Origin of the sequence: Arthrobacter psychrolactophilus, assembly GCF_003219795.1 — a bacterium.
In the GTDB taxonomy this organism is placed as follows: Bacteria; Actinomycetota; Actinomycetes; order Actinomycetales; family Micrococcaceae; genus Specibacter; species Specibacter psychrolactophilus.
Genome location: NZ_QJVC01000013.1, coordinates 42153 through 67423, shown reverse-complemented (window position 1 = coordinate 67423; position 25271 = coordinate 42153). Strand labels below are relative to the sequence as shown.

The window sequence follows — 25271 nt, the reverse complement described above, 5'->3', positions numbered from 1 at the left end:
GAGATTACCGTGGAAAATTACCGCTATGGCCCCGTGGAAATCTTTGTCGTTGAGTTCCCCGGAGATTCTCCCGATCCGGCTGTGCTGAAAACCATCAGTTCCTTGGTCGACGTTGGAACTGTGCGGCTGCTGGACCTTGTGGTGGCCAGCCGCTCATCCGACGGCGGTGTCACGATCTCCGAACTTGACGCGGTGGAAGCAGCCAGTGCCGGCGTCGAGCTTGAAGCCCCTGGCCTTCTTGGAGACGAAGACATCGCTACGGCTGCCTCGGAACTTGCGCCGGGAGCCGGGGTTGCTCTGGTTGCCCTGGAACTTTCGTGGGCTAGCGAATTAGCTCAGAACCTGGCCGCAGCCAAAGGGACGGTCACGCGTTCAGAGCGTATTCCGGCCAATGTGGTCAACCAGATCATCAACGAATTCAGTATTACCCAATCTTAGATAAGGAGGGGCCATGCCCTTTGTGAGAAGAAATGGTCGCCCGGGCCTCATTGGCCTTGCAGCCCGCACCGCGGTGGTTGCCGGAACGGCCAGCGCTGTCAACGGCGCGGTGGTTCGGCACCAGGCAGGACGCGCGGCAGAAGCGGCGCAGCCTGTGGCTATCCCGCCGGCACCTGAGCAGTACCCGCCCGCGGCGCCGCCGCAACAGCTCACTGTGGCTGCACCGGCGGCTCCAGTAGACATCGTCGCTAAGCTGCAGCAGCTCGGTGACATGCGTGCGCAGGGCCTGCTCAGTGACCCTGAATTTGAGCTGGCCAAGCGACAGCTCCTAGGCAACTAAGATCCCGCATTTTGCACCTCAACCAAAACACATAATCTTAAGGAAACCAGTAATGCGTACCTCACTTCGTATCATCTCTGCACTGTCCCTGACGGCCACCTTGGCGCTCTCCGTTGCCGCATGCAGCTCCTCACCCGAAGAGAACACAGCATCCGCCTGTTCGGCCCAGACGGCCTTCGTCACAGCCGTAAACGAGGTGAAGACCTCCCTAGATGAGTCCTCTACCCTGGCCGAAATCAAGGTAGCCCGGGACAAGGTGTCAACCGCCTACAGCACCTTGAACAAGGAGCTGGACAACGTTGGCTCGGATCAGGCCAAGGAACTGGAAACCGCATGGAAGGATCTAGACAAGGCTGTGTCCGACCTCGATGACGGTTTGACGGTTCCTCAGGCCAAGGATGCCCTCTCGGGGAGCCTGAGCAAGGTCGAGAACGCCCAGACCGCTGTAAAAACCGGGTTGGACTGTTCCTGATGAACGGCGCCCTGGGCGACATTCTGCCGTTCGCGGCAACGATAGCCATTAGTCCCGTGCCCATCATTGCCATCATCTTGATGCTGATGTCGGCGCGCCCCAAACCGATGGGACTGGGCTTTCTCGCCGGATGGGTGGCAGGTATCGCCATTGCCGTGAGCATTTTTGTTCTGCTGGCCGGTGCCGTATCCGGCTCGGAGGAAGACGCTGGTTCGCAGCCCGTTCTCGGTGCCGTTCAGCTTCTCTTCGGATTGGTGCTGCTAGCGCTGGCGGTGAAGCAGTGGCGCTCTCGTCCTAAGCCGGGCGAAGTGGCCGAGCTGCCCAAATGGATGGCCGCCATTGACACCATGAAGCCAGCGGCAGCCCTGGGGTTGGCTTTCCTCTTGGCCGCCGTCAATCCGAAAAACCTGCTCATGGCGGCCGCAGCCGGCGTCTCGATTGGCCATGGCGGGTTGCAAGGAGGAACCATGGTGCTGCTTGTGGTGCTCTTTACCGTGATCTCCTCACTGAGCATCTTGGCACCCGTGGCCATTTTCCTCGTGGCGCCGGGGAAAGCGGCATCAATCCTAGAAAAGGTTCGGAGCTGGCTCACGGCCAACAACGCAACCATCATGATGGTGCTGCTGTTGATTCTCGGCATGCAGCTGCTCGGCAAGGGCATCGCCAGCTTCTAAGGTGCACCGTCAACGCCTGAGAGCCTTCGGGCTGTTGTCGGGAAGTTCGCCATCGCGGGGAGCTTCCCGGCACAGTCGTGTCTCGGTGCGGGCAATGTCCCACCCTGCCGCTACGGTTAAAGCATGACCCTCACCGTGGCCCAACTCTCCGAATCCGAGCTCCTGGCCCGGATCTTCCCGCGCCTGCACGCCGGCAGCTCCATGCTGCTGGGCCCCGGGGACGACGCCGCCATCATCGCCACGCCCGACGGCCGCACCGTGATCTCGATCGACACCCAGGTTCAAGACAAAGATTTCCGTCTCCTCTGGCCCAACGGCAGCACCTCCAATGGGTACGACGTCGGATGGAAAGCCGCCGCGCAAAACCTCAGTGACATCAACGCTATGGGTGCCGTTGCCACCGCTATGGTCATCAGCCTCACCCTCCCACGTACGACGCCGGTCACCTGGGTTGAGCAATTAGCCGAGGGCTTGAGTGCGGCAACAGTGGCGCTCGGGGCGCCGCAGTGTTCCATTGCGGGAGGCGATCTCTCCGGAGGAAATGAATTGGTCATTACGGTGGCCGTGACCGGATCCTTGGAAGGCCTGGCCCCTGTGCTGCGCAGTGGCGCTCAGGTGGGCGATCAGATTGCGGTCTGCGGCAACATGGGTCGCTCCGCCGCAGGCTGGGCGCTGTACGAGAGTTCAATTCTCCCGTCCGCTCACACCCCGGAGCAGGCTGCCGCCGCCGCACTCTTCGCCCGGCCCGAGCCGCCCCTGACCGCCGGACCTGCCGCGGCCCGCGCCGGAGCCACCGCCATGATGGACATTTCCGACGGCCTCTTGCGCGACGCCAGCAGGATCGCCACGGCCAGCAAGGTGAGTCTCGATTTAGAGGGTACGGTCGTGCGTGAGTTGGCCCGCGGGCTGGAGGGATGCGCCGTCGAACTTTCACAAGATCCACTGTCCTGGGTGCTGACCGGGGGAGAGGATCATGGGCTGTTATCCACATTCCCGGCTGCGGCAACACTCCCGGAAGGGTTCCTTAGGATAGGCTCAGTAGTATCGATGGACGCGGCCGGACCGGCTGTGACCCTCGATGGACAGTACTTCAAAAGCGCCGGGGACGGCGCTCTGGGATGGGATCATTTTGCAGTCTAAGATCGCCGCAACTGCGCCCGTTATTCGCCGGTGGCTCGCCATGGCTGAGCAGACGCTGGCCAACCACAGCGACCGGCTGAACGCTATCAACATCTACCCGGTCGCCGATGCTGACACGGGGACAAATCTGTACCAAACCATTCGTGCGGCGGCTCAGGCCGTGGCCGATCTGGAGCCCGCGGATGTGGGTGTGACCATGGCCGTGGCCGGCCGGGCCGCCATGGAACAGGCTCGCGGTAACTCGGGAACGCTGCTGTCGGTGTCGCTCGTCGCGATGGCCGAACCGCTCGCCGGTGCACGGCGACTCAGCGGACCACTCTTGAGCGCAGCCCTGCAGCGTGCGCAGCTCCGGGCCTGGAGCGCCCTGAGTGAGCCCATGCCCGGCACCATGCTCTCCGTATTGGAGGCAGCGGCCGTTGGGGCTGGCTCGGTGGAGGGCGCCCAAAGCGGAGACGAATCCAACCAGGCCCTTGCCGAGACCATTGACCAGGCCGTCTGTGCGGCCCGCGCCGCCGTGATTCTCACGGAGTCGCAGCTCGAGGTGCTCAGCGAGGCACACGTTGTGGACGCCGGGGCCGTTGGCCTGCTGCTGATTTTGGACTGCCTGCGTTCCGCCATTGTCGGCGAGCCGTTGCAGGAAGACCTAATGGATGGGCTCTCCGGATACAAGGTCCAAGACCCTAACATCGCCCTGTCCATGCCCGAGCAGGAAGGCGTTGAGGTCATGTGCAGCATCACCCTGACACCGCTGGCCGCGGCCGGACTGCGCATGGAATTGGATGCCATGGGTGACTCCGTCATCATGAGCGCCGTCTCCGAGGAAGCCGACGAAACCGGCGCCTACCCGTGGCGCATTCATGTTCACGTCCCGACGGCGGCCGTGGCATTGGATGCCATTCAGGCTGTGGGTGATCCAAGCAATGTGAGCATTTCGGCGTTATCAGCCCATGCTGACGAGGACGCTCATGAGCTCCTCTGACGACTCTGTTACTCCCGAAGGTGCCGGCGCTGACGACGCCGCTGTCACCTCTGGCCCTGTTCAGGCTTATGCGGATCTGGGTCTAGACCTTTCTCGACTCATCGGTGACAAGGCCGGGCGCTCCGTCTTTAAGGGTCTGGAGATCCAGACGGCGGGGGAGATGCTCCACCAATTCCCGCGCCGCTACATTGCCCGGGGTGATCTCACCGATCTCAACCTCCTAGAAATAGGCGAGGACGTCACGATCCTGGCCCGCGTTGTCGCGCTCAACACGCGCTACATGCAGACGCGCAAGGGCACCATCAGCGACGTTGTCATCACCGACAACTCCGGCCGCCCCTCCGATCTGGTCATCAGCTTCTTCAACGGATTCAAAGCCAAGACCGAACTCAAGCCCGGTGTGCTCGCCATGTTCTCCGGGAAGGTAGGCAGCTACAACGGACACAAGGTGCTGACCAATCCCGACTATCAGCTGCTCCCGGATGATGAGTTGGCCGAACTCGAGGTTGAAGTTCACGTCTCCAAGCCCGTCCCGGTGTACCCGGCCACGGCCAAGTTCCCGAGCTGGAGAACGCAACACGTCATCGACGCGCTGCTGCCCGTTTTGGACCTAGCAAAAGTTCCCGACCCGATCCCGGCCGCCATCGCCAAGCGGGAACGGCTCATGCCATTGGCTGAGGCGTACGAGCAAATCCACCAGCCCGATTCCATGGAGGCCTGGCCGCGGGCCCGCAAACGTTTCCGCTTCCAGGAAGCACTGGCTCTCCAGACCTCGCTGGCGCAGAAGCGTTTCGAGGCCACGCATCTAGATGCTACGGGCCGAGCCCCGGTGCAGGGCGCCCTGCTCGATGCCTTCGACGCCCAATTGCCCTACACCCTGACGGAGGGCCAGCAGGAAATTGGTGAGCTGATTTCCTCCGAGGTGGCCGCCGGGCACCCCATGCATCGCTTGTTGCAGGGTGAGGTGGGCTCCGGGAAGACCGTGGTGGCCTTGCGCGCCATGCTGCAGGTCATCGATGCCGGCGGCCAGGCCGCCTTCCTGGCACCCACCGAGGTGCTCGCCGCCCAGCACCTCCACTCCATCACGGCCTTGCTCGGGGACCTGGGTGCCGGGACGCTGATCGGAGGACCGCACGCTACGCAGGTGACTCTGCTGACGGGTTCCATGCCTGTCGCGGCGAAGAAGAAGGCCCTCCTCGCGGCAGCGTCGGGAGAGGCCGGCATTGTTATTGGCACACATGCGCTGCTCTCTGATCATGTGCAATTTGCCGATCTGGGATTGATTGTTGTGGACGAACAGCACCGTTTTGGTGTGGAGCAGCGTGACTCCCTTCGTGCCAAGGCCCTCAAGCCTCCGCACCTCTTGGTCATGACCGCCACGCCCATTCCTCGCACGGTGGCCATGACGGTCTTTGGCGACCTCGAGGTCTCCGAGCTGACACAGCTGCCCGCCGGGCGCGCACCCATTGTGACGCATATTTCTCCCTTGGCGGAGCACCCCGGCTGGGAACCGCGCGTCTGGGCCCGAACCCGGGAAGAGGTCGATGCCGGACACCAGGTGTATGTGGTGTGCCCCAAGATTGGTGACGAAGGTGGGGGATCGAAAAACTCTTCCAGCGACGCGTTGATCGATCTGGATGAGCTGATCGATCCTTATGAGAACCGAGGCCCAGGCTCGGCAAGCTCAAGCGGCGGCGAGTCTCGCCCCATGGCGGGTGTACTGGATGTCCTGCAGTATTTGCGTCGGGTCCCTGCCCTGGACGGAACTCGCATCGAGATGTTGCACGGGCGCATGGATTCGGCCGAGAAACAGGGCACCATGGCCGCCTTTGCGCGCGGTGAGATCGATGTGCTGGTCTCGACCACGGTCATTGAGGTGGGAGTGGACGTGCACAACGCCACGCTCATGGTGATTTTGGATGCCGACCGCTTCGGCATTTCCCAACTGCATCAGCTGCGCGGCCGTGTGGGACGTGGCGGGCACGACGGCACCTGCCTGCTGGTCACGAATCTGGAGAAGGGACATCCAAGCCGCAAGCGCCTGGATGCCGTGGCCGCCACGAGCGATGGTTTTCTCCTGGCCAGGCAGGACCTGGAACTGCGGCGCGAGGGAGATATTCTCGGCGCGCGGCAATCAGGTGGTGCCAGCGGGCTGCGGATGTTGAGCGTTTTGCGAGATGAGGATTTGATTCAACGGGCCCGTCAGGACGCCACCGATATTGTGGACGCCGATCCCGGGCTAAAATATCATCCGGCTCTCAAGCTGGAAATTGATATGTACGTGACCGAGAAGAATGAGGCTTTCCTTGAACGTGGCTAGTAAAACCAGGCGTGTCGCATGAGCCGGATCGTTGCTGGTGCGGCAGGTGGCAGCCCGTTAACGTCGGTGCCAGGTGATGGAACTCGTCCCACGACGGACCGGGTCAAGGAGGCGTTGTTCTCCCGACTCGAGTCGATGAATATGCTCAATGGCACACGCGTGCTAGATCTTTATGCGGGCTCGGGATCCCTGGGTGTTGAGAGCGCGAGCCGTGGCGCCACCTCGGTGGAGCTCATTGAGTTCAACGACAAGGCCGCCGCGGTGTGCCAGAGCAACGCCGATCTGGTCAACAAAGTGGTGGGCTCCAAGGTGGTCCGGGTGCAGCGTTCCAAGGTAGAGGCCTTCCTGGCGCGCGCAGCCGAGTCTGCCACGGAGCCGTGGGACCTGGTCTTCATGGATCCGCCCTACCCGCTCACCGAGGAAGAACTTGCCCTCGTGTTGGAACTCCTCGCACCCCACCTGAGCTCTTTTGCTGTGGTGGTGGTTGAGCGTTCGGCTCGAGCACCACAGCCGCGTTGGCCAGAGTCGATGGCGTTGCTCTCGGATAAGAAGTACGGCGAAACCCGACTCTGGTTCGCCGAGCCTGTCACCGACTAACTTGGAGCCTTGATCTCCACCGGCTTGCCCAGATCGTAGAACTGCTGAGTCGCAGTGCTGGAGATGCCCCCGAAGGAAATACTGGCCTGCGTTCCCACGGGCGTCCAGTCCTGCCCGAACCAGAGGATCATGTTGGAGACAGGTACGCCATTCCACTCGAAGGCCTCGGTGCTTTCGAGTCGATACGCCTGAACGCTTTCGCCGTTCTCCAGATCACGCTGAGCCAATGCGGTATCGACCTTCCACTGGGGGCTGGCGGCAATGAGGTCCGCCGTCATGACCGGGTCGGCGAACATGCGGTACATTTCGGCGATGCCGGCCACCAGGACCTCGTCGGGATTTTCGGATTCGGCATCTCCCTTGACCGGGCCATCGCCGGAATCGATCCACATGGTGCCGTCGAGGAATGTCATCTCTTGGGGTCCGCCGACGCCGCTCATCTCTCCATGGAAAGAATAATCGGGGGTGTAGCTGAACTCTACGGTTCCGGAGGTGTCACCGTTGATCATGTGCATCTGGCCGCTTTCATAACTCGCCAGGGCCTTCGAGACGCACTCACCCAGGGGTGCGCCGTCGAGCGTGGCAGCAAATGTGAGCTCCATGGCGGTGCAGGATGCCGGCGCGGTCCAGGCCGCCGGGCTCTGTGCGGATTCGCTGGCGACGGGGGAATCACTGGCCGCCGGCGCCGTCACGGCGAGTTCGTTGGGGGCAGCTGCAGATTCGGAGGCGTTGTCCTTGGGGGAGCCGCTGCAGGCGGTCAAGAGGAGTAGGGTGGCTGCGCTTAGCGACAAGAGGGCGCGGGAGTTCACAATGGATCCTTGCGTCGTAATGGGGGATGCTGCTCGATTTCGCATTAATCTAACAGCTGTCTTGAAACGTGGCAATCTCTTACGGTACTGCCCGGCAGGCACTTAACACTGGCGCTCCACTCGCCTTCGCCACGTAGGCTGGTCGAGTACTTTTCCCGTGGACGCGAAGGACTGCTTGTGACTGAACTAAGAGTCGGCCTCATCGGCGCCGGTGGTATTGCCGGCGTGCATATTGCAGGATGGCAGCAGCTTGGGGCAATGATCACGGTCTATTCGCGATCCGGAGCGGAGCATCTGGTGCGAGACTACGGGGTTGCCGAGGCGGGGTCGCTGGAGGAACTCTTGGCGGCATCGGACGTGGTGAGTATTCTGACGCCGACCACAACGCATCACGAGTACGCCATGGCGGCCATCGCCGCGGGTAAGGACGTGATGTGCGAGAAGCCGCTGGCCGAAACCGCTGTCCGGGCCGCCGAGATCGCCAACGCCGCCGAGGCCGCGGGGGTGCGGCTCTTTCCGGCCCACGTTGTCCGCTTCTTCCCCGAGTACGCCGCAGCGAAGGACCACCTTGAGCAAGGATTGCTCGGTGCGCCCCAGGTGGTGCGGCTCAGCCGTGCTAGTGCCGCGCCGGCATCGGGGTCCTGGTTCTTCAGTGAGGAGTCGGCCGGCGGCATTATCCGGGATCAAATGATTCACGATCTCGATCAGGCCCGCTGGCTTGCCGGGGAGATTGTCAGCGTGGAGGCCGTGCAAGACCCGCCGACCGTGGATGGAGTGGTCCCGAGGCCTGTCACGGCCAAGGTCTTCTTGACGCATGAAAGCGGTGCCGTAAGTTTCCTGCGGGGGCAGTGGGGTCCGGACAGCATGCTATTCCACACCTCTATTGCTATGGAAGGCGACGCCGGAACGTGGCATTTTCCGCCGCTCAACGGCGCCGATAGTCCTGCCGATGAAGACCTCGCGGGAGGGAAAGCCGGTGGCCTGCTGCCGGTGCAGTCGCCAGCCGACAGCCCCTACACCTTGCAAATTGCGGAGTTCGCACAGGCCCGGGCCGGCGGGGCCCCGTCGCCCGTCAGCCCGTACGACGGCGTCATGGCTGTTGCGTTGGCTGAGGCTGCGTACGCTTCAATTGCGGCCGGTGGCACGGTGGAATTTTCGGCAGACCGTGTTGCCGCGCTCCTACATTTCTAGCGTGTGAATGTAGGGCCAGCGACTCATTGTTTGGGCGTTGCCGCCATTCTTTTGTAGGAGTCAGGGGAGCGGAAACCCATCGTTGACAGGGCAACTCGGGCCGTCATAGTTTAAGTGAACTGCACGTTTGCCGAGCCAAGGGTTTCCATGATGCGCACCTGGACTGCAACGCTCTCCCTCGTATGTGGCGCTATGGCGTTGTCAACGCTCACAGCGTGTAGCGGCGGAGCTGTTGATCCACCCGGGAGCAAAGGTGGGGTAGCTTCCACCGGGGCCAGTATCGGCGCTTCGGATGTCCCGGCCACCTCCGCGCCGCCAACGACAGTGGATATTCGGAGTCTGGACCTAGCCAACACCACCTGGCTGTATTCATTGGGCGGACTAGAGGATCCTCTGGAAGTGACCTTGGCGGATGGCAAGGCAACCATCGAGGCCGGCGAATTTCCCATTACCCATGAACTCGATGAAGTGATTTACGGCGATGTAGATGGGGATGGCGACGAGGACGCCGTGACGCGCCTCAACTGGGCGCAAAGCATGGGCTCTGAAGGCCTATGGTACGTCTGGGTCGCCGATGGTGTGGAAGCCAGACAAGTGAAGTACCCGCTCGCCCGGACGAGCCGGTGCGGAACAGCCGTGCTGACCCCAGTCGTTGCTCAGGGAGCTATCAATCTCACCGAGTATGAGCGAGTGCCCGGGCTTGATGATGCAATTCCATGCTCAGAACCCGGCACGAGGATGAGGACTCGAACCGTTACAATCGCCTCGGAAGGTACAGAGTTGTGGCCAGTTCAGACTCTACCCGCGCCCGCGTGGGGAGGCCTTTGTCCGGATGCCAAGTACAACGAAACCACCCCGGGTGTGGGGGATCTGTGGGCGGCGCCTTCCAAGAATTCACCCGTGACCGCAACGACCTCGCCCGACGGCGGGGCAGTGTTCGAGCTAAAAGACGCTCCACTGTTGCAACGTGAGGGATGGAACCCCGTGGGAGTCAAACTGGCAGGAATGGCGGGAGCGGACGGTGTCACCCAACTGGAGTGCGCCTGGGCCGTCGGCTAACCCTGAAGTGCTGTTGTTCCCGGCTCCAGAGGTTTAGTAGAAGTCGACGAGGGGTGCTACGGAGACCGCGATGGCAATAATGGCGACGACGATGACACCGGCGGAAATGAAGGCGAAGGCGCGGCGCTTATTGCGGTGTGAGTGGTCCACCTGGTAGTTCATGCGGCGGAACGGCTGTCGGGTCGAACTGCGGCGGCCCGATGAGCGGCGACTTGTTGAGCGGGACATTGATCTCCATGGTTATACGGCGAATCGTCCGGGTGCTAGTCGGAACCGTCTTACATTCTACGCCGAAGCGCGCCGAGCTTCACTATTTCCCCCTCCCCGCACTATCTGGAGTGGGGAGGGGAGCGGCGCAAAGGCTGGGGTGCAATACGATTCCAGACCCAGGTGAGTCGGAGCTATTCAGTGAGTTCGTCGAGCTCCACTCCGGTCAGAACCGTCGCCGGGTGTGGGCCTGCCGCGACGAGCTGCTGCGCCCAACCCTCGGGCCAAGAACTGTTCTTGCCCAGCAGAATAATGTTTCCGGGGTAGCGACGAGTAAATAGCATGCTTGTGCCATATGCGGCGACATGGCTCATGGCTTCCTGCAGCGCCTTGGTCTGGCTGGTGACGAGCGTAAATCCAGGCTCGTCACCCACGTTGACGGCAAGGATGCCGTCCGGGGTCAGAAGTGCGCCGGCCTCTGAGTAGAAGTCGGCGCAGGCCAAATGCTCGGGAGCCTCCGGGCCACTGAAGATGTCCAGGATGATGACATCGAAGAGCATGCCCTCGGGCAGCTCGGTCAGGGCCTCGCGAGCATCGCCGATGTGGATCGTGAGATCCGTGCCTGTTGGCATGGGCAGCTGGTCCAAGACAAAGTCCAGCAACTCGCGCTCCAGTTCCACGGCGTGCTGGACCGAGCCGGGACGCACAGCCTGAATGTAGCGAGCCAGTGTCAGGGCGCCGGCGCCCAAGTGCAACGCCGTGATCGGCTCGCCCGTGGGCTTGACCAAATCAACAGCGTTGGCGATGCGGCGCAGGTACTCATAAAAGACTTCCTGAGGCTCGGCCACATTGACATGCGACTGCTCGGCATTGTCGATGCTCAGGACAAAAGCGTGGGGATGCCAGGGGTCGGGCTCCACGGTTGCGTGGACACCGCTGGTGCGCAGGAAACGGCTGGACATTAGAGCTTCTCCTGCAAGGTTGCGAGGCGTTCCGCGGCCCGTTCCAGCAGCGGAATCTGCTTGCAGAAGGCAAAGCGCAGCAAGGAGCGGGTGCGCTCGGCGCCCTCGGGGTGGCAGAACACCGGGACGGGGATCGCGGCGACGCCGATGAGTTCGGGAAGGCGGCGGGCTAGGGCCGTGGCGTCCGTGATGCCCATTGCGGAGGTGTCGGCATTGATGAAGTAGGTGCCCTGCGGCAGATACACATCAAAGCCAGCGGCGCGCAGCCCTGCCCCGAGGATGTCTCGCTTGTGGGCCAGCGTTGCGGCGGCATCGGTGAAGTAGCCCGCATCCATGCGCAGGCCTGCCGCGATGGCGCCCTGGAACGGGGTACCGGAGGAATAGCTGAGGAACTGCTTGACCGTGCGGGCCGCGGCAACCAGCTCGGCGGGGCCTGAGAGCCAGCCGATCTTCCAACCCGTGAAGGAGAAGGTCTTTCCGGCGGAAGAGATGGTCAGTGTGCGGTTGGCGGCGCCGGGCAACGTGGCGACGGGTATGTGTCGGGGACCAAACGTGAGGTGCTCGTAGACCTCATCGGTGACGATGACGGCGTCGTACTTGGTGGCGAGGCGAACAATCTCGGTGAGCACGGCCTCGGGGAACATGGTGCCCGTGGGGTTGTGTGGATTGTTCACGATGACCATCTTGGTGCGCGAGCCGAAGCTGGCTTCGAGGGTGCTCAGATCGGGCAGGAAATCGGGTGCGAGCAGCGGGGCGGTGGTGTGGGTGGCGCCGCTGAGGCCGATGAGGGCGCCGTAGGCATCGTAGAACGGCTCGAAGGTGAGGACCTCGTCGCCCGGGCCGGTCAGTGCCAAAATGGCGGCGGCGAGAGCCTCGGTGGCACCCGTGGTGATGATGACCTCATGCTCGGGATCGAGGCTGATGCCATAGAAGCGATCCTGATGTTCGGCCACGGCGGTGCGCAGATCCAGGATGCCCTTGCCGGGGGCGTACTGGTTCTGGCCGCTGGCGATGGCTTCTTGGGCGAGGCGACTCAGTGCGGCGGGGCCGTCTTCATCGGGGAAGCCCTGGCCTAGGTTGATGGCCTGATGCTTCATGGCCAAGGTGGTGATCTCCTCGAAGATCGTCACGCCAAGGGAGCCGTCCGGGCCCATCAGATTTGCTCCGTGTGCTGTCCGCTGCCAGGGCGTGCTCATTTGTACTCCTTGATTGCCTGCTTTTGTTCTCATTACGTTACCGGCCGCGGCGTCATGCGTTGGAACATTGGTCACGACAACGTGTGGCGCGATACATTCTCTATATGCGACGCGCTGTATGCCCTGGATCCTTTGACCCCATCCATAAGGGCCACATTGAGGTGATTGCCCGAGCCGCGGGTCTATTTGACGAGGTCATCGTGGCTGTTTCAACCAACTACGCCAAGAAATACCGCTTCTCACTCAATGAGCGGCTGGAAATGGCGAAAAATACCTTCTCGGCGTTGTCGGGCATCGTGGTTGAGCCGATGGGGGAGGGACTGCTCTCGGAGTACTGCCATGCCCGCGGCGTCTCCGCGATCGTCAAGGGCCTGCGATCCTCTTCTGACTTTGACTATGAACTTCCTATGGCCACCATGAATCGCCAGCTCTCGGGCGTTGAGACGGTGTTCTTGCCTGGTGACAGCCGATACCTGCACCTTTCCTCCACCTTGATCAAGGAAGTCCACACCCTGGGTGGGGATGTGGCCGACTTTGTTCCCCGCGCCGTGCTGCGCCGCCTGCAGGGCGACGTTGGGCCCGACACGCGCCCCGTTCCCGTGGTGTCGCCGAGGCGATAGCTGTTCCAATGTTCTGTTCTGCGTTGAGTTCGCGGTGAACTTGGCGCACAACACTGTTCTGCGCCAAGTTCACACCCAACTCAACGCACGTCCGAACATTCCCGGCCACAGCGCGCGGCGACGGGGCTGTGGGAGGCGAGATTCGGCGTCGAACGTCCCCGAAAAAGCGGCTGAGAGTTACATCACGCGCGGCATGGGCAAATGGGTTCGCCGTGGGAGCAACAATTGTCGTAGACTGAATAAGGCCAATTTGGTCTGGTACCGCTCGTTTTGATGCCCGTGATCTTTCGGGCTAAGATAGTGCGTCGGTCATATGTTCTTTACAGGAGTTCTCATTAGCGAAACCACGTTGGGCAATAAGTCCAACCATGGCACGCCCCTCAACGTCAGTGTGAGGGAGCTTGGGCGCAGCCCGGGCAGCATGTGGAAGTTCGTAGAACATATACCTGTGCCGGAAGCATTTGGCACCCCGCTCATTGGCGCGACGCCTGGATCCGTTTTGGATCTGGAACTCCGTTTTGAGGCTGTCCATGAAGGAATTCTGGTATCGGGTAATGTATTTGTCGAAGTAACTGGCGAATGCTCCCGTTGCTTGGAGACTTTCGAGGATGACCTTGAAGTCGATGTGCAAGAACTTTTCTTCTACGAGGAGCCGTCCGCGGAATTCCTTGAACAAGAAGAAGATCAGCAACGTTGGGTCGAGCACGATTCTATCGATCTTGAACCGGTGTTGCGGGACGCAGTGGTAACCGCCCTGCCGTTCCAGCCGGTGTGCCGGGAAGACTGCGAGGGTCTGTGTTCCGAATGCGGAATACACCTTGCGGATGAGCCGGGGCACCATCACGAGATCCTAGATCCTCGGTGGGCTGCCCTACAGGGCTTAACCGGCGAAGAAAACTAGCAAATAAGTTTTTACTTATGGGCATACGCCTATAAGTTATCGAGAGAAAAGAGTTTGCCGTGGCTGTTCCCAAGCGGAAGATGTCCCGTGCCAATACGCGCGCACGCCGTTCCCAGTGGAAGGCCACCGCGCCTGCTCTGGTAAAGACCGTTGAAAACGGCGAGGTTGTTTACAGCCTGCCGCACCAGGCCAAGGTCGTCACCGACTCAGCTGGTACCGCACTGTTCTTGGAATACAAGGGCCGTAAGGTTGCTGAAGTCTAAAGACTTCCGTCCGGGCCATTAGGTTCGTTCGAATTGTTTAATATTTAGCAGGAGAGTCATGTCCGAAGAAATTCCATCACCGGAACTAACGGACGGGCAGAGACTGCTTTTGAAGCGTCTCGGTGTCACTATTGATGCCGGGACGCTTCGTCTTGCCCTCACACATAGGTCCTACGCCTATGAAAATGGTGGCATCCCCACGAATGAGCGCCTTGAATTCCTGGGCGATTCCATTCTGGGTTTTTCCGTCACCGACGCGCTATACCGCGATAACCCACTGCTTCCCGAAGGAGACCTGGCCAAGCGCCGCTCCTCCGTGGTTTCCACACGTGCCCTTGCTTCGATTGGCCGCTCCCTCGGTGTTGGTGAATTTATTTACCTCGGCCAAGGTGAGCGTCTGACCAAGGGTCGCAACAAAGACTCCATCCTGGCTGACACCATGGAGGCCCTCATCGGCGCAACCTTCCTGACGCACGGCATCGAAGTCGCCCGTCAGCTGGTCATGCGTCTGGTTGGGCCCTTGCTGGCCGACTCTGCTGTTCTCGGCGCAGGCACCGACTGGAAAACTAACATCCAGGAAATCTCCTCCGCCAAGCGCCTCGGCACCATTAATTACGACATCACCGGTGTTGGTCCCGACCATAACCGTTCCTTCACCGCGCGCTTGATCATTGGCGGGGTGCACTATGGCACCGGAACCGGCCCCTCCAAGAAGGAAGCCGAGCGCACTGCAGCCGCCGCTGGTTGGGTTGAGCTGCAGAAGAAGTTCGGTCCGGAGGTTCCAGTCTCTGAGGACGCCGCCGCCTCCGACGCTGCTGCTCCCTCCGGAGTGTAATGCCGGAGCTGCCTGAGGTAGAGGTAGTTCGCCGCGGTCTGGAACGCTGGATCGCCGGGCGAAGCATCACGGATGTCTCCGTGCCCGATCCGCGATCGATCCGCCGTCATGCCTTAGGCGTGGAAGATTTCCGTGGAAACCTTATGGGTGCCACCGTGCTGGACGTTGTCCGTCGCGGAAAATTCCTCTGGATGCCGTTGAGTGATTCCCTGACCTCAGGAGCAGAGCCACACACTGCGCTCGTGGCACACCTTGGCATGAGTGGACAGTTGCTCGTGGAGTCTCCGGATCAGCCGCATGAAAAACATCTCAAGGTACGGCTGTCCTTTTCGCCTCGGGCCGATGCTCCCGAGGAATTGCGCTTTGTTGATCAGCGCATCTTTGGCGGCATGTTTATCACCTCTCTGGTTCCCACAGCCGACGGTAAGCCCGGCGGTTGCGGCATGACTGGCGATCAGGGCCTGGCTCTCATCCCGGAAGAAGCCGCCCACATTGGCCGTGACCCCTTGGATTCGTTCTTTGACTTGGAGGCCCTGCATCAAAAACTGCGGGCTCGGAAGACTGGGCTCAAACGTGCCTTGCTGGATCAGGGATTTGTCTCTGGTATTGGAAATATCTACGCCGATGAGGCGCTCTGGGCCGCCAAGATGCATTACGCGCGCCGCACGGAGACCATGCGACGGCCAGATACCGAGCGGATCATTGAGGCTGCTCGTGAGGTCATGTCTCGCGCCTTGGACGCTGGCGGGACGAGCTTCGACTCTCTCTATGTCAACGTCAACGGAGCCTCTGGATACTTTTCCCGTTCGCTGAATGCTTATGGCCGGGACGGCGAACCATGCCCGCGATGTGGCACGATCATCAAGCGTGAGACATTCATGAACCGCGGTTCACATTTCTGCCCGCTGTGCCAACGGTTACGGTGAAATGCCAATGAGCGCGGGACCTCGACGAAGGCACAGCATCAGTTTTCTGCTGTGCCTTGTTGGTCCGCTGGCGCTAGGGGTGCTCTTGAATGCACTGATGCATCCAGGCTTGGCTCGATCGCTGGGTGGAGTACGGCACTCAAGCGGGGCGAGTGTGCGTTCGAGTGACACGTGGTGGTCCTTCGAAGCCGCTGTTAGTGAGGCCCATCCGGTACTGACGTCATTCCTGAACACCTCGAATGGGGCCGTGGCAATGTGGGCATTGGGCTTGTACGTTATCTTGTTGGCTGTTCGCTGGGTGTTCCTGCGCTTCCGGGGCGGATCCGCGTAGAACACGTAGCTTGGGGTTCATCGCTTCGCCGGCGGTGGTACTGTACGAAAATGGTTTTAATGACGGCTCGCAGACGGTGGTCTCCTTGGGTTGTACTCCTACCGTTAGTCCTTGCAACCGTGGCCGGTTGTACTTTGCTCGGAGCTCCTCGAACGCTTGAGGAGGAAGATCTTGCCTCGATCTCGGAGCAGGTTACACAGTCGCAAACTGGATTTGAAGTGTCACTTCGCGCCGACACCAAGACCTGCGAAGGGATGTGTCAGCACATGACGATTGATCTCTCGCCGCGGAAGGCTGACTACAGTGCGGTAGATATTGGGCTCGCCATCTATGAGACCGATCAAGCCCTAATGGCAGAAAAAATCACTGCTTTTGAGTACTGCTTTGATTGGCGGAAATGGGCACCCGAGGAGATCCATTATCTTGATGCCCGGCTGGGCGAGGTCCGCGGACTCAGCTATGACGGCGTGCGCCGAAACGCTCAAGAGCAGCGGCCAGTCTATGATTGCTATTCCTTCGCCTCGATTTCAGGGCGAGAATTGCTGGCCAAGTACCTTCGCGAAAACGGTGCGATCGCTGGCGAATAGAGCATGGCACTTCAGCAATGACCCATCAAGATGATGAGCTCTGTGGGCATAAGCTCTTCGTCAGAGCTGCCGGAGGTGGAACCACAGGAGCTCATGCGTGGCCTACTGGGATTCGTCCTGCACGGGTATCGCTAGATGGGCTGGCTTTTCCCGGGAAAGTTGATGTGGCGAAGGTGAGTCAAGGATCTGGGATAGTTCGTTAGTTGCGTTTTTACGCAGGAAGCTAGGAATAGCTGTCGGTCGACATTGCGCGCCGCTGAGATAAGGCAATGTCGTCGAACTATGTGTTGCTTTGGGCGTTGAACTCTGCCGCTAGGGCTTGCACCCGGGCCTGGATATCGTCGCGGACAAGGCGCATCCGTTCCATACCTGCAATGCCGCGTTCGGAGGGCTCGTCGGTGTTCCAGTTGCGTATTTCAATACCGGCGACCGGCTCGATGACGGCCTCATTACCGAGAGTGATGATCAGGCCCACATCGGCAAGCATGTCAGCCGTGATGGCTTTGGTACGCTCGCCTGAGATATCGATCCCCAGTTCGGCCAGGGATTCGACAGATTGGGCATTGAGTGATGGGCCGGGCTTGGTGCCGGCGGTGTAGACGGTGACGTTGTCACCCGCGAGATGGCGCATGAGTCCACCGGCCATCTGGGACTTCCCTCCGTTTTTCACACATACGAAGAGGACGCCTGGTTTGGTGCGCAATGTAGATCTTCTTTCGGTCGTGGAGGTCGCTGGGTTCACTCGGTCGGATTACTAGCCGGATTCACGAACCTTGCAGTAAGTGAAACCGACCAGCTCGCCGTCATGTCTGGTGCCTGCTCCTAGTCGGTGATGCTAGCGGAGCGGCCATGAGCCAGTCCAGTGGGAATTCCCATCATCACGGGTTCCGGAGTAGAGCAGCACGCGACCGGCTGCTCCTGCGTAGGTGCAGCTTCTGCGGGCGATGAGCAGCATCCGTCAGCCATAGGCAGCTCAATCAGAACAGGTTCAGGGGTGCCGCAGCAGGAATCCGCGGCGTCGCTTTGTTCCGCACCACTGACTGCTGGGAGATCGCAGCTGCCACCCAAATCGGTGGAGCAGACTCCGGTTTCAGGCAATTCCAGGTGCACCTGGTTGGCGGCAGCCTGGTCGCCGGCCAAGGCTGCGACGATGGAGCGCACCTGCTCGTAGCCGGTAGCGAGCAAGAAGGTGGGAGCCCGTCCGTAGGACTTCATGCCGGCAATGTAAAAGTCCTTGTCCGGGTGAGCTAGGACCTTGGCACCGTGGGCCGGGACCGTGCCACAGGAATGGAACTCGGGATCAATCAAGGGGCCAAGGTCGCGAGGAGCCTCCACGATGGGATCCAGTTCCAAACGGATCTCACGCAGAATATCCAGGTCAGGACGGAAGCCGGTAGCAGGGATCAGCAGATCCACCTCGAGGGTGACGTCCCCGTCCGGAGTGGAACCGGTGACGGCCAAGCCATCGCCGACAGTGAAGGAGATCGTGGTGAAGGACGTGTGCAGTTCGATGTGTCCGTCCTCGACCAATTTGCGGAGGCGAGAGCCGAGCTGACCACGGGCCGGCAGTCCATCCAGATCTCCACCACCGTAGAGTCGTGAGGCATCCGAGCCACGCACCGCCCAGCTGATCCGGGTGCCGGGCTCGTTCTTGGCGAGCTGTCCTAAGGAGAGGAGGGTGTTGGCCGCTGAATGGCCGGCGCCGATAACCAAGACATGCTGACCAACGAATCGGGCACGATCCGTGCCGGTGACGTCCGGCAGCGGCTCGGTGATGAGGCCCGCCTTGATGGCTTCGGTCTCTCCGGGAGCGGCAAGACCGGCCTGGCCGAGGGGATTGGGCTGCGCCCAGGTGCCGGAAGTGTCGACCACGGCGCGCACATGGTGATCGGTCACGGTGCCGTCGGTGCTCTCGACACGGACCAAGAAGGGCTGCTCATCACGGTTCCGGGAGTGAGTCTTGTCCATGCCGACCCGGGTCACCGCGGTCACCGTGGAGGAGGTGTGGAGCGCAGAGCGGATAGCGGCAATGTCGGCCAGCGGCTTCAGGTACCGATCGACGAGCTCGGCACCGTAGGGCAACGATGTCAGGCGGGGCTCGGTCCAACCGGTGGGCTCGAGCAGGCGCCGCGAGGCCGGATCAATATTGTGCTCCCATGACGAGAACAGACGAATGTGCCCCCACGTGCGAATGGCGGCACCCACCTCGGAACCCTTTTCAAAGATGAGGGGCGTGAGTCCACGTTCGATCAGGTTCGCGGCCGTGGCCAGACCTACCGGGCCTGCGCCGATGATGGCAACTGGCAGATCGTTTCGTTGGTTCGTCATGTGCGTGGTCCTTCTTGAGAAATTCACAACCGGTGTCGTAGGGGGTTTCGGATGCCCGGCTAGGATGTGGGCTAGGCGGGCAGGAGATCGGTGATGAGGGCCTGAATGCGAGCCTTGATGTCGTCGCGAATCGGGCGAACAGACTCTACGCCGTGCCCGGCGGGGTCTTCAAGTTCCCAGTCTTCGTAACGCTTGCCGGGGAAGATCGGGCAGGTATCGCCACAGCCCATGGTGATCACGACGTCGGATTCCTTCACCGCTTCTGTTGTGAGGATCTTGGGGATCTCGGCAGACATGTCGATACCGTCTTCGGCCATGGCCTCCACCGCGGCGGGGTTGACCGATGCGGCCGGTTGAGACCCTGCTGAACGGACCTCGATGGCCCCGTTGGAAAGGGTGGTGAGGTAGGCGGCGGCCATCTGGGAGCGTCCGGCGTTGTGCACGCAGACGAACAGGACGGAGGGCTTCTTGGTGATTTCGGTCGTGCTCATAAGTTCAGGCTCCTTGAATTGGTGGAGGGTGTTAGTTGGCGAAGAATCGTTTGCGGGCCCACAGGGCGACATAGACCAGGGCGACCAGAACGGGCACCTCAATGAGAGGGCCGACGACGCCGGCCAGGGCCTGGCCGCTCGTGACACCGAAGGTGCCGATGGCGACGGCGATGGCGAGCTCAAAGTTGTTACCAGAGGCGGTGAACGCCAAGGTGGTGGTTTTCGCGTAGCCGAGCTTCAGGGCCCGGCCAATGATCATACTGAAGCCGAAGACGACGATGAAGTACACCAAGAGGGGTACGGCGATTCGGGCCACATCCAGCGGCTTGGACGTGATGGAGCCACCCTGAAGAGCGAACAGCAGAACAATCGTGAACAGCAAGCCGTAGAGGGCCCACGGGCCGAGCTTGGGGAGGAATTTATCCTCGTACCAATCGCGGCCCTTGGCCTTCTCGCCGATCGCCCGGGTCAGGAATCCGGCCAGTAGCGGGATGCCGAGGAATATCAGTACCGACGCGGTGATGGCCCAGAAGGAGAAGTCAGCAGACGTCGTCGGAAGTCCCAACCAGCCCGGCAGTACTTGCAGGTAGAACCAGCCCAAGGCGCCGAAGGCGAAGACCTGAAAGACGGAGTTGATCAGCACCAGCACCGTGGCGGCTTCTCGGTCACCACAAGCCAGATCATTCCAGATCATGACCATGGCGATACAGCGGGCCAGACCAACGAAGATCAGGCCCGTTCGGTACTCGGGCAGATCGGGCACAAAAATCCAGGCGAGGGCGAACATGAACGCCGGAGCCGCCACCCAGTTGATGATCAGCGAGGTGATCATCAGCTTCCGGTCGGTCAAGACTTTGCCGGTCTCGTTATAACGAACCTTCGCAAGCACCGGGTACATCATGACCAGCAAGCCAATCGAGATCGGCAGGGACACTGACCCGACCTTCACCGTATCCAATGCTGAATTCAATCCGGGGATGAATTTGCCCAGCAAGAGGCCAAGGGCCATGGCGGCGATGATCCATACCGGCAGGAACCGGTCCAGCGTGGAGAGCTTGCCGACAACGGCGGCTTCTCCAGATGTGGAGGGGTTGATGGTCTTGATACTCACAAGGCTCCTAGCCAGTTCAGCTTAAGATTGATGACTGTCGATACAGCAAGTATTTCTCGCTATATCGATAATTGTCAATCTATGGGCATAATGGGTACATGACCACTGCACTAACCGTCGAAACAGATCCCGCCCAGCTCTGCTGCGAACCCAGTAGCCAGCCCGTGCTCAACGCGGTTGATGCTCAGGAATCGGCGCGCGTCCTCAAAGCGCTTTCGGACCCGAACCGCCTGCGGCTGCTCTCGATCGTGAAGGCCGGCGACGGCGGAGAGGCTTGCGTATGCGACCTCACCGAACCCTTGGATCTGGGTCAGCCGACGGTGTCCCACCACCTCAAGATCTTGGTTGATGCTGGCTTGCTAGAGCGGGAGAAGCGAGGCACCTGGGCGTACTACTCACTGGTCCCCGGAGCGCTCGAGGCTGCATCCGCGCGCATCTTGGGACTATAGCCGCAGATTACGGGACGCGGTCGCTTCTGGTTGAGTTGCGGTAATCCTGAACTTAGGCGGCGTGCCGCTCACAGTCTTCCCGGCGCAGTGGCTTATTTACCCTGTTACTGGCCGATTTCTTCCGCATGAGCACGGAAAGCAGATCTGTTAAGCAGCTCCTGTGGGTGCAAGCACGGAAAGCGGATCTGTTAAGCAGCTCCTGTGGGTGTGGGAACGGGACATCATTCTGTTAAGCAGCTCCCGCGGGTGCGCGGCGCGGTAACCCGCAGGAGCTGCTTAATAGAATTCCGGAGTCAGGCAACACCCGCAGGAGCTGCTTAACAAAAGTAGCCTGGCCACTTCTTACGGTGCGGTGGGCGTCGCTCCGTCAGCTGGTGCCGAATCGCCGACTAGCGGCGGTAGTACTGAGCCAGCAGGGCCAGACCCTCATCCAAGGAAACAGCTGGCGTCCAGTCCAAGACCGCCTGCGTGTAGCGCTGATCGAACCAGTGAGCGGTGGAGAGCTGTTCGGCCAGGAAACGTGTCATGGGAGGTTCATCGTGGACCCAGCCGCGTGATCCGGCAGCCAGCCAGGCCTTCTCAATGAGAGATCCGGCGCCACGGGCCAACCAGCCAGGCACCGAATAGCCAGGTGCCTGCACGCCGGCAGCGGCGCAAATCCCGGCGATCAATTCGCCCACAGGACGCGGTTCGCCGTTCGTGACGACCAATGCCTGGCCATGGGCGTAGTCCATCCGTTCGAGCCCGCGCACAATTGCCTCGGCCGCGTTGTCCACATAGGTGGTGTCAATGAGGGCGCGGCCGCCATCGAGCAGCGGCAACCGTCCTGCGCGTGCACGTTCCACCACGCGTTCCACGAGCTGAGTATCGCCGGGGCCCCACACAACATGCGGTCGGATGGCGGTGACCCGAAATTCGGGGGAGTCCTCCGCGAGGGCGATCTCCTCGGCAGCAGCCTTGGAGCGGGCATAGCTGCCCCGGGCTAGTGCTGGATTCGCGGTACCGGCCGGGGCTCCAACAATAGAGGAGCCAAAGTGCGCCACGGAGGGTGAGGAGACAAAAACGAAGTCGCGAAGGCCCTCATGTTGTGCAGCGGTGAGAAGCTGTCGCGTGCCGACAATGTTGGTGGTGACAAAATCTTCCCATGCGCCCGTGAAGGAAACCTTCGCCGCCAAATGCACCACGGCATCCATCCCGGCGACCGCGCGGGCAGTTACATCGGGATCCACAACGGAACCCTGAACCGATTCCCAGGGAGACTCCACTGCCCGGCGCTGCAGGGTCCGCACGAAGAAGCCGCGATCGTGTAGCAATTGCGCCACCGCTCGGCCGAGGAGGCCGCTGGTTCCTGTCACAAGCACGCGGCGCTGCACGGCATCACTCACGGTTGTCCAGCCTTCTTACCGGCCAACATGCGTCCGGCCCACTGCGAGAGCTTGGCACGATCGATCTTCGAGTTGTGCCGCACATCCGTAGGCATCGCATCGATGACGAGAACGGCAGAAAGCTGTAGCCCTACCGTCCGGGCAGCCTCACGCACCGCGGTGGCTAGCGGCATAGGTGCCAGGCCGGAGCGCTTCACGGCAGGTGTGGTCTCGACGATGGCTACCGCAGCTTGAGTGCCAGCGGGTCCAACACCCACGACAGCGGCGCGAGCCACAGCAGGAACACGTTCCACGGCCTGCTCGGCAGCGACGGGAGTTGTTACGCCGTCGGACATGGTGAGGATATGTGCCATGCGGCCCTCGACCCAGAGCCGACCCTCGGTATCCAGATGGCCAACGTCGCCGCTGCGATGCCAGCCGGGGATCGAGGTGCTTTGTTCCTGGGTGATCCACAGGCGGTCGTAGCGTTCCTTGACGTGCGGGGCGCGAATCAAGATCTCACCCGTGACGCCGGCCTCCGTGGTGGGTTTGGGAATGACGGTTCCGTCGGCCGCGACCGGAGCAATCATGACCGTGGCGCCACTGACAGGAGTTCCCACGCACACGCCATTGCCCACGCCAGCGGCACGTATGCCCGGCAGGTCAATGTCCGTGACGGGCAGCGCCTCGGTCATGCCATACGGCGTGTGCAGTGCGGCGTTCGGAGCCAGCTGCTGCACCTGTTCCAACAGCGGCAGGGCTAGAGGCGCTCCCGCTGAGAGAATCAGTCCGACGTCGGACAGCGCCTTTTGTTGTGCCGGAGTCAGTTCTGCGGCGGTTGCCACAACGTTGACGAGTGCGGCGGGGGAGGCGAAGACCACGGTGGCATCGATGGCGGCGGCAGCATCCGCAAGAGCCTTGGCCGTCAGCGTTCGAGGTGCCGTGACATCCATATCCGGGGTGACCGTCGTGGCACCTAGGGCAGGGCCCAGAAGTGCGAACGGTGCGAATCCGGCCACGAGAGCGGTGCCGGCTTCGAGTTTGTACGTGGCCTTGAGTGCGTCACGCATGGCGGAGAGGCGGCGGTTTGTATAGACAACGCCCTTGGCCGGGCCGGTAGATCCTGAGGTGAACAAGACCGCGGCATCGGCATCTGGTGCGGGTGGGGTGAAGACGGTGGCGGTACCAGCGAGCCGCACCACACGACCATTGGCCATGAGCTGAGGCACCGTGGCGGCGACGTCGAAGAGCGCCTTCTTGGCGGCAGCGCTGGACGGTGTGAAGTCTTCGGCCGCGATGCGAACACCAGGCCAGTTGTACAACCGTGCACCAGCTAGGGCGCGTTCGATCCCGATCAAGTAATCGGGGCCGGCGCCCTTGATGGCGCGGCTCATCCCAGCAGTACCTAGACCCGCATCGGCCACGACGATGATGGCGCCCAAACGCAGGCAGGCGTAAATCAAGGTGGTCAGATTGATGCCCGGAGGTACCAAGAGGCTCACGCGCTTCCCGGAGGTGACGCCGAGTTCACGCAAACCAGCCGCGAGATCGTCCACGTCACGGGAAAGCTGCGACCAGGACAGTGTGCGGGTGCCGTGACCGTCGGGGAGCATGTCCACCACGGCCGTTGAGGTATCGGAGCGGCGGGAGTCCAGCTCGGCGAGCATGGAGGTATAGCCCGTGGCCGTTGTCTCGTTGGCGGCGTCCGAAGGGACATCTTGCGACAGCACTTTTTGCGTCAACCATGCAAAGGTGGGGGTCGCGATGTCGCGGTCTTCCTGGACGAGGTGGCTGGCACCTTCGAAGCGGTGCACATCGGCCTGGGGCAGGCGTGTCAGCAGGTCGCGCAGGTAGCGGTCAGAGAACACCGGATCCTTGGGACCCCAGAACATCAAGGCCGGCACGCCCAGTGTGCGGATGTCATCGGAGACGGCGTCCAAGGTGGGCCGGGAGGGGTGATCGGTGGCAAAGGGAATGTCTGCCACGAAGTTGCCAACGCCGGCGCGGCGGGCCACTGTCTTGTACGGAGCCATGAAGGCGTCGCGGACGTCTTCGGCCAAGGACGGCTGACCCAGACCGTGGGTGATGCGCAAGAAGGCGGTCGAGGTGGTGGTGCCCCACTTGTGAACCGCGGGGTGCAGCGCGAGCTTCAGCGCTGGCGGTAGGGAGAAACCTGCCGGGTGCACGGCGGTGTTGGTGAGTACGACCGCCGCGAGCTGTTCGCGGTGTCGGGTGGCCCAGCCCAGGGAGATGAGTCCGCCCCAGTCGTGGCCAACGCTGACGACCGGACCGCTCAGGGCCAAGGCGTCGGTGAAGTCGGAGAGGTCGTTGATGCGATCCTCGAGACGGCGGAAGGTGTCCGTGCGCTCCGAGAAGCCCATGTCCAGCTGGTCGACGGCGATGACGCGCCACGGCCCGCCGGCGGCCAGGGTTTCGGGGGAGGTGGCTTCGGCCAGGAGCGTGCGCCACAGGTACGACCACGTAGGGTTGCCGTGAACACACAGCAAGGTACCGACGGGATCCATGCCGGTTGCGGCAACATCGGACTCGTTGTCCAGGTAGTGCCACTGGCGGCTGGTGCCGGCCGGGTCAACGGCCGAGGTGGATGGCACCGATAAGGCGCGTTGCCAATGAGCCTGAACGCCAGGCCACGGAGCAGGAGCAGAAAGTTCAGCTGACAC

Annotated in this window: 27 protein-coding genes; 17 read left to right on the top strand and 10 right to left on the bottom strand. The window is 61.6% G+C overall.

Annotation, left to right across the window (positions count from 1 at the left end; genetic code table 11):
- Positions 1 to 9: 9 nt before the first annotated feature.
- The 8 genes from CVS30_RS12560 (at position 10) to rsmD (ending at position 6960) form a co-directional block, all read left to right on the top strand.
- The gene (locus tag CVS30_RS12560; RefSeq protein WP_110485674.1) at positions 10 to 438 is read left to right on the top strand and encodes a DUF6325 family protein; all 429 of its coding nucleotides are present in this window, start codon (positions 10 to 12) and stop codon (positions 436 to 438) included.
- Between the two features lie 13 nt (positions 439 to 451).
- A complete protein-coding gene (locus CVS30_RS12555; RefSeq protein WP_110485673.1) occupies positions 452 to 778 on the top strand; it encodes an SHOCT domain-containing protein in 327 nt (108 codons plus the stop codon).
- A gap of 52 nt (positions 779 to 830) precedes the next feature.
- Entirely contained in the window at positions 831 to 1250 is a 420-nt protein-coding gene (locus CVS30_RS12550) for a hypothetical protein (RefSeq protein WP_110485672.1), read from the top strand.
- Positions 1250 to 1924, top strand: a complete 675-nt coding sequence (locus CVS30_RS12545) for a GAP family protein (RefSeq protein ID WP_110485671.1) — start codon at positions 1250 to 1252, stop codon at positions 1922 to 1924. Before CVS30_RS12550 ends, CVS30_RS12545 begins: the two co-directional genes overlap by 1 nt.
- A 123-nt stretch (positions 1925 to 2047) precedes the next feature.
- Positions 2048 to 3064 carry a thiamine-phosphate kinase gene (thiL, locus tag CVS30_RS12540; RefSeq protein WP_110485670.1) on the top strand — a complete coding sequence of 339 codons (1017 nt, stop codon included), beginning with the start codon at positions 2048 to 2050 and terminating at the stop codon, positions 3062 to 3064.
- Positions 3065 to 3086: 22 nt separating this feature from the next.
- Complete coding sequence (locus tag CVS30_RS12535; protein WP_110485695.1) at positions 3087 to 4043, top strand: DAK2 domain-containing protein; 957 nt, start codon at positions 3087 to 3089, stop codon at positions 4041 to 4043.
- A complete protein-coding gene (locus CVS30_RS12530) occupies positions 4030 to 6363 on the top strand; it encodes an ATP-dependent DNA helicase RecG (RefSeq protein WP_110485669.1) in 2334 nt (777 codons plus the stop codon). The genes CVS30_RS12535 and CVS30_RS12530 overlap by 14 nt, the downstream gene beginning before the upstream one ends.
- An 18-nt stretch (positions 6364 to 6381) precedes the next feature.
- Positions 6382 to 6960: a 16S rRNA (guanine(966)-N(2))-methyltransferase RsmD gene (gene rsmD, locus CVS30_RS12525; protein ID WP_110485668.1), complete on the top strand. Its 579-nt coding sequence runs from the start codon at positions 6382 to 6384 to the stop codon at positions 6958 to 6960.
- Here rsmD and CVS30_RS12520 read toward each other — a convergent pair.
- The gene (locus tag CVS30_RS12520) at positions 6957 to 7769 is read right to left on the bottom strand and encodes a hypothetical protein (RefSeq protein ID WP_110485667.1); all 813 of its coding nucleotides are present in this window, start codon (positions 7767 to 7769) and stop codon (positions 6957 to 6959) included. The genes rsmD and CVS30_RS12520 overlap by 4 nt on opposite strands.
- Before the next feature lie 177 nt (positions 7770 to 7946).
- Here CVS30_RS12520 and CVS30_RS12515 point away from each other — a divergent pair, with 177 nt between their 5' ends.
- Together CVS30_RS12515 and CVS30_RS12510 are read left to right on the top strand one after the other, a co-directional pair.
- On the top strand, positions 7947 to 8960 hold the full coding sequence (locus CVS30_RS12515) for a Gfo/Idh/MocA family protein (protein ID WP_110485666.1): 1014 nt from the start codon (positions 7947 to 7949) through the stop codon (positions 8958 to 8960).
- A gap of 147 nt (positions 8961 to 9107) precedes the next feature.
- On the top strand, positions 9108 to 10019 hold the full coding sequence (locus CVS30_RS12510; protein WP_146233395.1) for a hypothetical protein: 912 nt from the start codon (positions 9108 to 9110) through the stop codon (positions 10017 to 10019).
- Between the two features lie 33 nt (positions 10020 to 10052).
- Here the strand turns inward: CVS30_RS12510 and CVS30_RS17815 are convergent, their stop codons facing one another.
- The 3 genes from CVS30_RS17815 to CVS30_RS12500 all read right to left on the bottom strand — a co-directional run bounded on the left by CVS30_RS17815 (position 10053) and on the right by CVS30_RS12500 (position 12384).
- Positions 10053 to 10247, bottom strand: coding sequence for a hypothetical protein (locus CVS30_RS17815; RefSeq protein ID WP_146233394.1), 195 nt, complete (start codon positions 10245 to 10247; stop codon positions 10053 to 10055).
- A 173-nt stretch (positions 10248 to 10420) separates the two neighbouring features.
- Positions 10421 to 11188, bottom strand: a complete 768-nt coding sequence (locus CVS30_RS12505; RefSeq protein ID WP_181419791.1) for a spermidine synthase — start codon at positions 11186 to 11188, stop codon at positions 10421 to 10423.
- Positions 11188 to 12384 carry an aminotransferase class I/II-fold pyridoxal phosphate-dependent enzyme gene (locus CVS30_RS12500; RefSeq protein ID WP_245934586.1) on the bottom strand — a complete coding sequence of 399 codons (1197 nt, stop codon included), beginning with the start codon at positions 12382 to 12384 and terminating at the stop codon, positions 11188 to 11190. Before CVS30_RS12500 ends, CVS30_RS12505 begins: the two co-directional genes overlap by 1 nt.
- Positions 12385 to 12488: 104 nt before the next feature.
- On the opposite strand from CVS30_RS12500, the gene coaD reads away from it, so the two are divergent.
- The 6 genes from coaD to CVS30_RS12470 all read left to right on the top strand — a co-directional run bounded on the left by coaD (position 12489) and on the right by CVS30_RS12470 (position 16847).
- Positions 12489 to 13004 carry a pantetheine-phosphate adenylyltransferase gene (coaD, locus tag CVS30_RS12495; RefSeq protein ID WP_110485692.1) on the top strand — a complete coding sequence of 172 codons (516 nt, stop codon included), beginning with the start codon at positions 12489 to 12491 and terminating at the stop codon, positions 13002 to 13004.
- A 421-nt stretch (positions 13005 to 13425) separates the two neighbouring features.
- Entirely contained in the window at positions 13426 to 13905 is a 480-nt protein-coding gene (locus CVS30_RS12490) for a YceD family protein (protein WP_245934590.1), read from the top strand.
- Between the two features lie 59 nt (positions 13906 to 13964).
- A complete protein-coding gene (gene rpmF, locus CVS30_RS12485) occupies positions 13965 to 14168 on the top strand; it encodes a 50S ribosomal protein L32 (RefSeq protein ID WP_110485663.1) in 204 nt (67 codons plus the stop codon).
- 58 nt (positions 14169 to 14226) lie between these two features.
- The gene (rnc, locus tag CVS30_RS12480; protein ID WP_110485662.1) at positions 14227 to 15003 is read left to right on the top strand and encodes a ribonuclease III; all 777 of its coding nucleotides are present in this window, start codon (positions 14227 to 14229) and stop codon (positions 15001 to 15003) included.
- The gene (gene mutM / locus CVS30_RS12475; protein ID WP_110485661.1) at positions 15003 to 15929 is read left to right on the top strand and encodes a bifunctional DNA-formamidopyrimidine glycosylase/DNA-(apurinic or apyrimidinic site) lyase; all 927 of its coding nucleotides are present in this window, start codon (positions 15003 to 15005) and stop codon (positions 15927 to 15929) included. Before rnc ends, mutM begins: the two co-directional genes overlap by 1 nt.
- A gap of 549 nt (positions 15930 to 16478) precedes the next feature.
- Positions 16479 to 16847 (top strand): hypothetical protein, encoded by a 369-nt coding sequence (locus CVS30_RS12470; protein WP_220033918.1) that lies wholly within the window; start codon positions 16479 to 16481, stop codon positions 16845 to 16847.
- A gap of 280 nt (positions 16848 to 17127) precedes the next feature.
- Here the strand turns inward: CVS30_RS12470 and CVS30_RS12465 are convergent, their stop codons facing one another.
- The 4 genes from CVS30_RS12465 to arsB form a co-directional block, all read right to left on the bottom strand.
- The gene (locus tag CVS30_RS12465; protein WP_110485659.1) at positions 17128 to 17550 is read right to left on the bottom strand and encodes an arsenate-mycothiol transferase ArsC; all 423 of its coding nucleotides are present in this window, start codon (positions 17548 to 17550) and stop codon (positions 17128 to 17130) included.
- A gap of 119 nt (positions 17551 to 17669) precedes the next feature.
- Entirely contained in the window at positions 17670 to 19175 is a 1506-nt protein-coding gene (locus CVS30_RS12460; protein ID WP_110485658.1) for an FAD-dependent oxidoreductase, read from the bottom strand.
- Between the two features lie 71 nt (positions 19176 to 19246).
- Entirely contained in the window at positions 19247 to 19666 is a 420-nt protein-coding gene (locus CVS30_RS12455; RefSeq protein ID WP_110485657.1) for an arsenate reductase ArsC, read from the bottom strand.
- A gap of 31 nt (positions 19667 to 19697) precedes the next feature.
- Positions 19698 to 20771 carry an ACR3 family arsenite efflux transporter gene (gene arsB, locus CVS30_RS12450; protein WP_370801020.1) on the bottom strand — a complete coding sequence of 358 codons (1074 nt, stop codon included), beginning with the start codon at positions 20769 to 20771 and terminating at the stop codon, positions 19698 to 19700.
- 104 nt (positions 20772 to 20875) lie between these two features.
- Here arsB and CVS30_RS12445 point away from each other — a divergent pair, with 104 nt between their 5' ends.
- Positions 20876 to 21226, top strand: a complete 351-nt coding sequence (locus CVS30_RS12445) for an ArsR/SmtB family transcription factor (protein WP_110485655.1) — start codon at positions 20876 to 20878, stop codon at positions 21224 to 21226.
- A 389-nt stretch (positions 21227 to 21615) separates the two neighbouring features.
- Here the strand turns inward: CVS30_RS12445 and CVS30_RS12440 are convergent, their stop codons facing one another.
- Together CVS30_RS12440 and CVS30_RS12435 are read right to left on the bottom strand one after the other, a co-directional pair.
- On the bottom strand, positions 21616 to 22611 hold the full coding sequence (locus CVS30_RS12440; protein ID WP_110485654.1) for an NAD-dependent epimerase/dehydratase family protein: 996 nt from the start codon (positions 22609 to 22611) through the stop codon (positions 21616 to 21618).
- Positions 22608 to 25271, bottom strand: a complete 2664-nt coding sequence (locus CVS30_RS12435; RefSeq protein WP_245934585.1) for an alpha/beta fold hydrolase — start codon at positions 25269 to 25271, stop codon at positions 22608 to 22610. The genes CVS30_RS12440 and CVS30_RS12435 overlap by 4 nt, the downstream gene beginning before the upstream one ends.

Excerpts from the sequence above, each read along its gene's own strand:
- CVS30_RS12555 (WP_110485673.1), top strand. The coding sequence starts at position 452 with ATGCCCTTTGTGAGAAGAAATGGTCGCCCGGGCCTCATTGGCCTTGCA.
- CVS30_RS12550 (WP_110485672.1), top strand. The coding sequence starts at position 831 with ATGCGTACCTCACTTCGTATCATCTCTGCACTGTCCCTGACGGCCACC.
- CVS30_RS12545 (WP_110485671.1), top strand. The coding sequence starts at position 1,250 with ATGAACGGCGCCCTGGGCGACATTCTGCCGTTCGCGGCAACGATAGCC.
- thiL (WP_110485670.1), top strand. The coding sequence starts at position 2,048 with ATGACCCTCACCGTGGCCCAACTCTCCGAATCCGAGCTCCTGGCCCGG.
- CVS30_RS12530 (WP_110485669.1), top strand. The coding sequence starts at position 4,030 with ATGAGCTCCTCTGACGACTCTGTTACTCCCGAAGGTGCCGGCGCTGAC.
- rsmD (WP_110485668.1), top strand. The coding sequence starts at position 6,382 with ATGAGCCGGATCGTTGCTGGTGCGGCAGGTGGCAGCCCGTTAACGTCG.
- CVS30_RS12510 (WP_146233395.1), top strand. The coding sequence starts at position 9,108 with ATGATGCGCACCTGGACTGCAACGCTCTCCCTCGTATGTGGCGCTATG.
- CVS30_RS17815 (WP_146233394.1), bottom strand. The coding sequence starts at position 10,247 with ATGTCCCGCTCAACAAGTCGCCGCTCATCGGGCCGCCGCAGTTCGACC.
- CVS30_RS12505 (WP_181419791.1), bottom strand. The coding sequence starts at position 11,188 with ATGTCCAGCCGTTTCCTGCGCACCAGCGGTGTCCACGCAACCGTGGAG.
- CVS30_RS12500 (WP_245934586.1), bottom strand. The coding sequence starts at position 12,384 with ATGAGCACGCCCTGGCAGCGGACAGCACACGGAGCAAATCTGATGGGC.
- coaD (WP_110485692.1), top strand. The coding sequence starts at position 12,489 with ATGCGACGCGCTGTATGCCCTGGATCCTTTGACCCCATCCATAAGGGC.
- CVS30_RS12490 (WP_245934590.1), top strand. The coding sequence starts at position 13,426 with ATGTGGAAGTTCGTAGAACATATACCTGTGCCGGAAGCATTTGGCACC.
- rnc (WP_110485662.1), top strand. The coding sequence starts at position 14,227 with ATGTCCGAAGAAATTCCATCACCGGAACTAACGGACGGGCAGAGACTG.
- mutM (WP_110485661.1), top strand. The coding sequence starts at position 15,003 with ATGCCGGAGCTGCCTGAGGTAGAGGTAGTTCGCCGCGGTCTGGAACGC.
- CVS30_RS12460 (WP_110485658.1), bottom strand. The coding sequence starts at position 19,175 with ATGACGAACCAACGAAACGATCTGCCAGTTGCCATCATCGGCGCAGGC.
- CVS30_RS12455 (WP_110485657.1), bottom strand. The coding sequence starts at position 19,666 with ATGAGCACGACCGAAATCACCAAGAAGCCCTCCGTCCTGTTCGTCTGC.
- CVS30_RS12445 (WP_110485655.1), top strand. The coding sequence starts at position 20,876 with ATGACCACTGCACTAACCGTCGAAACAGATCCCGCCCAGCTCTGCTGC.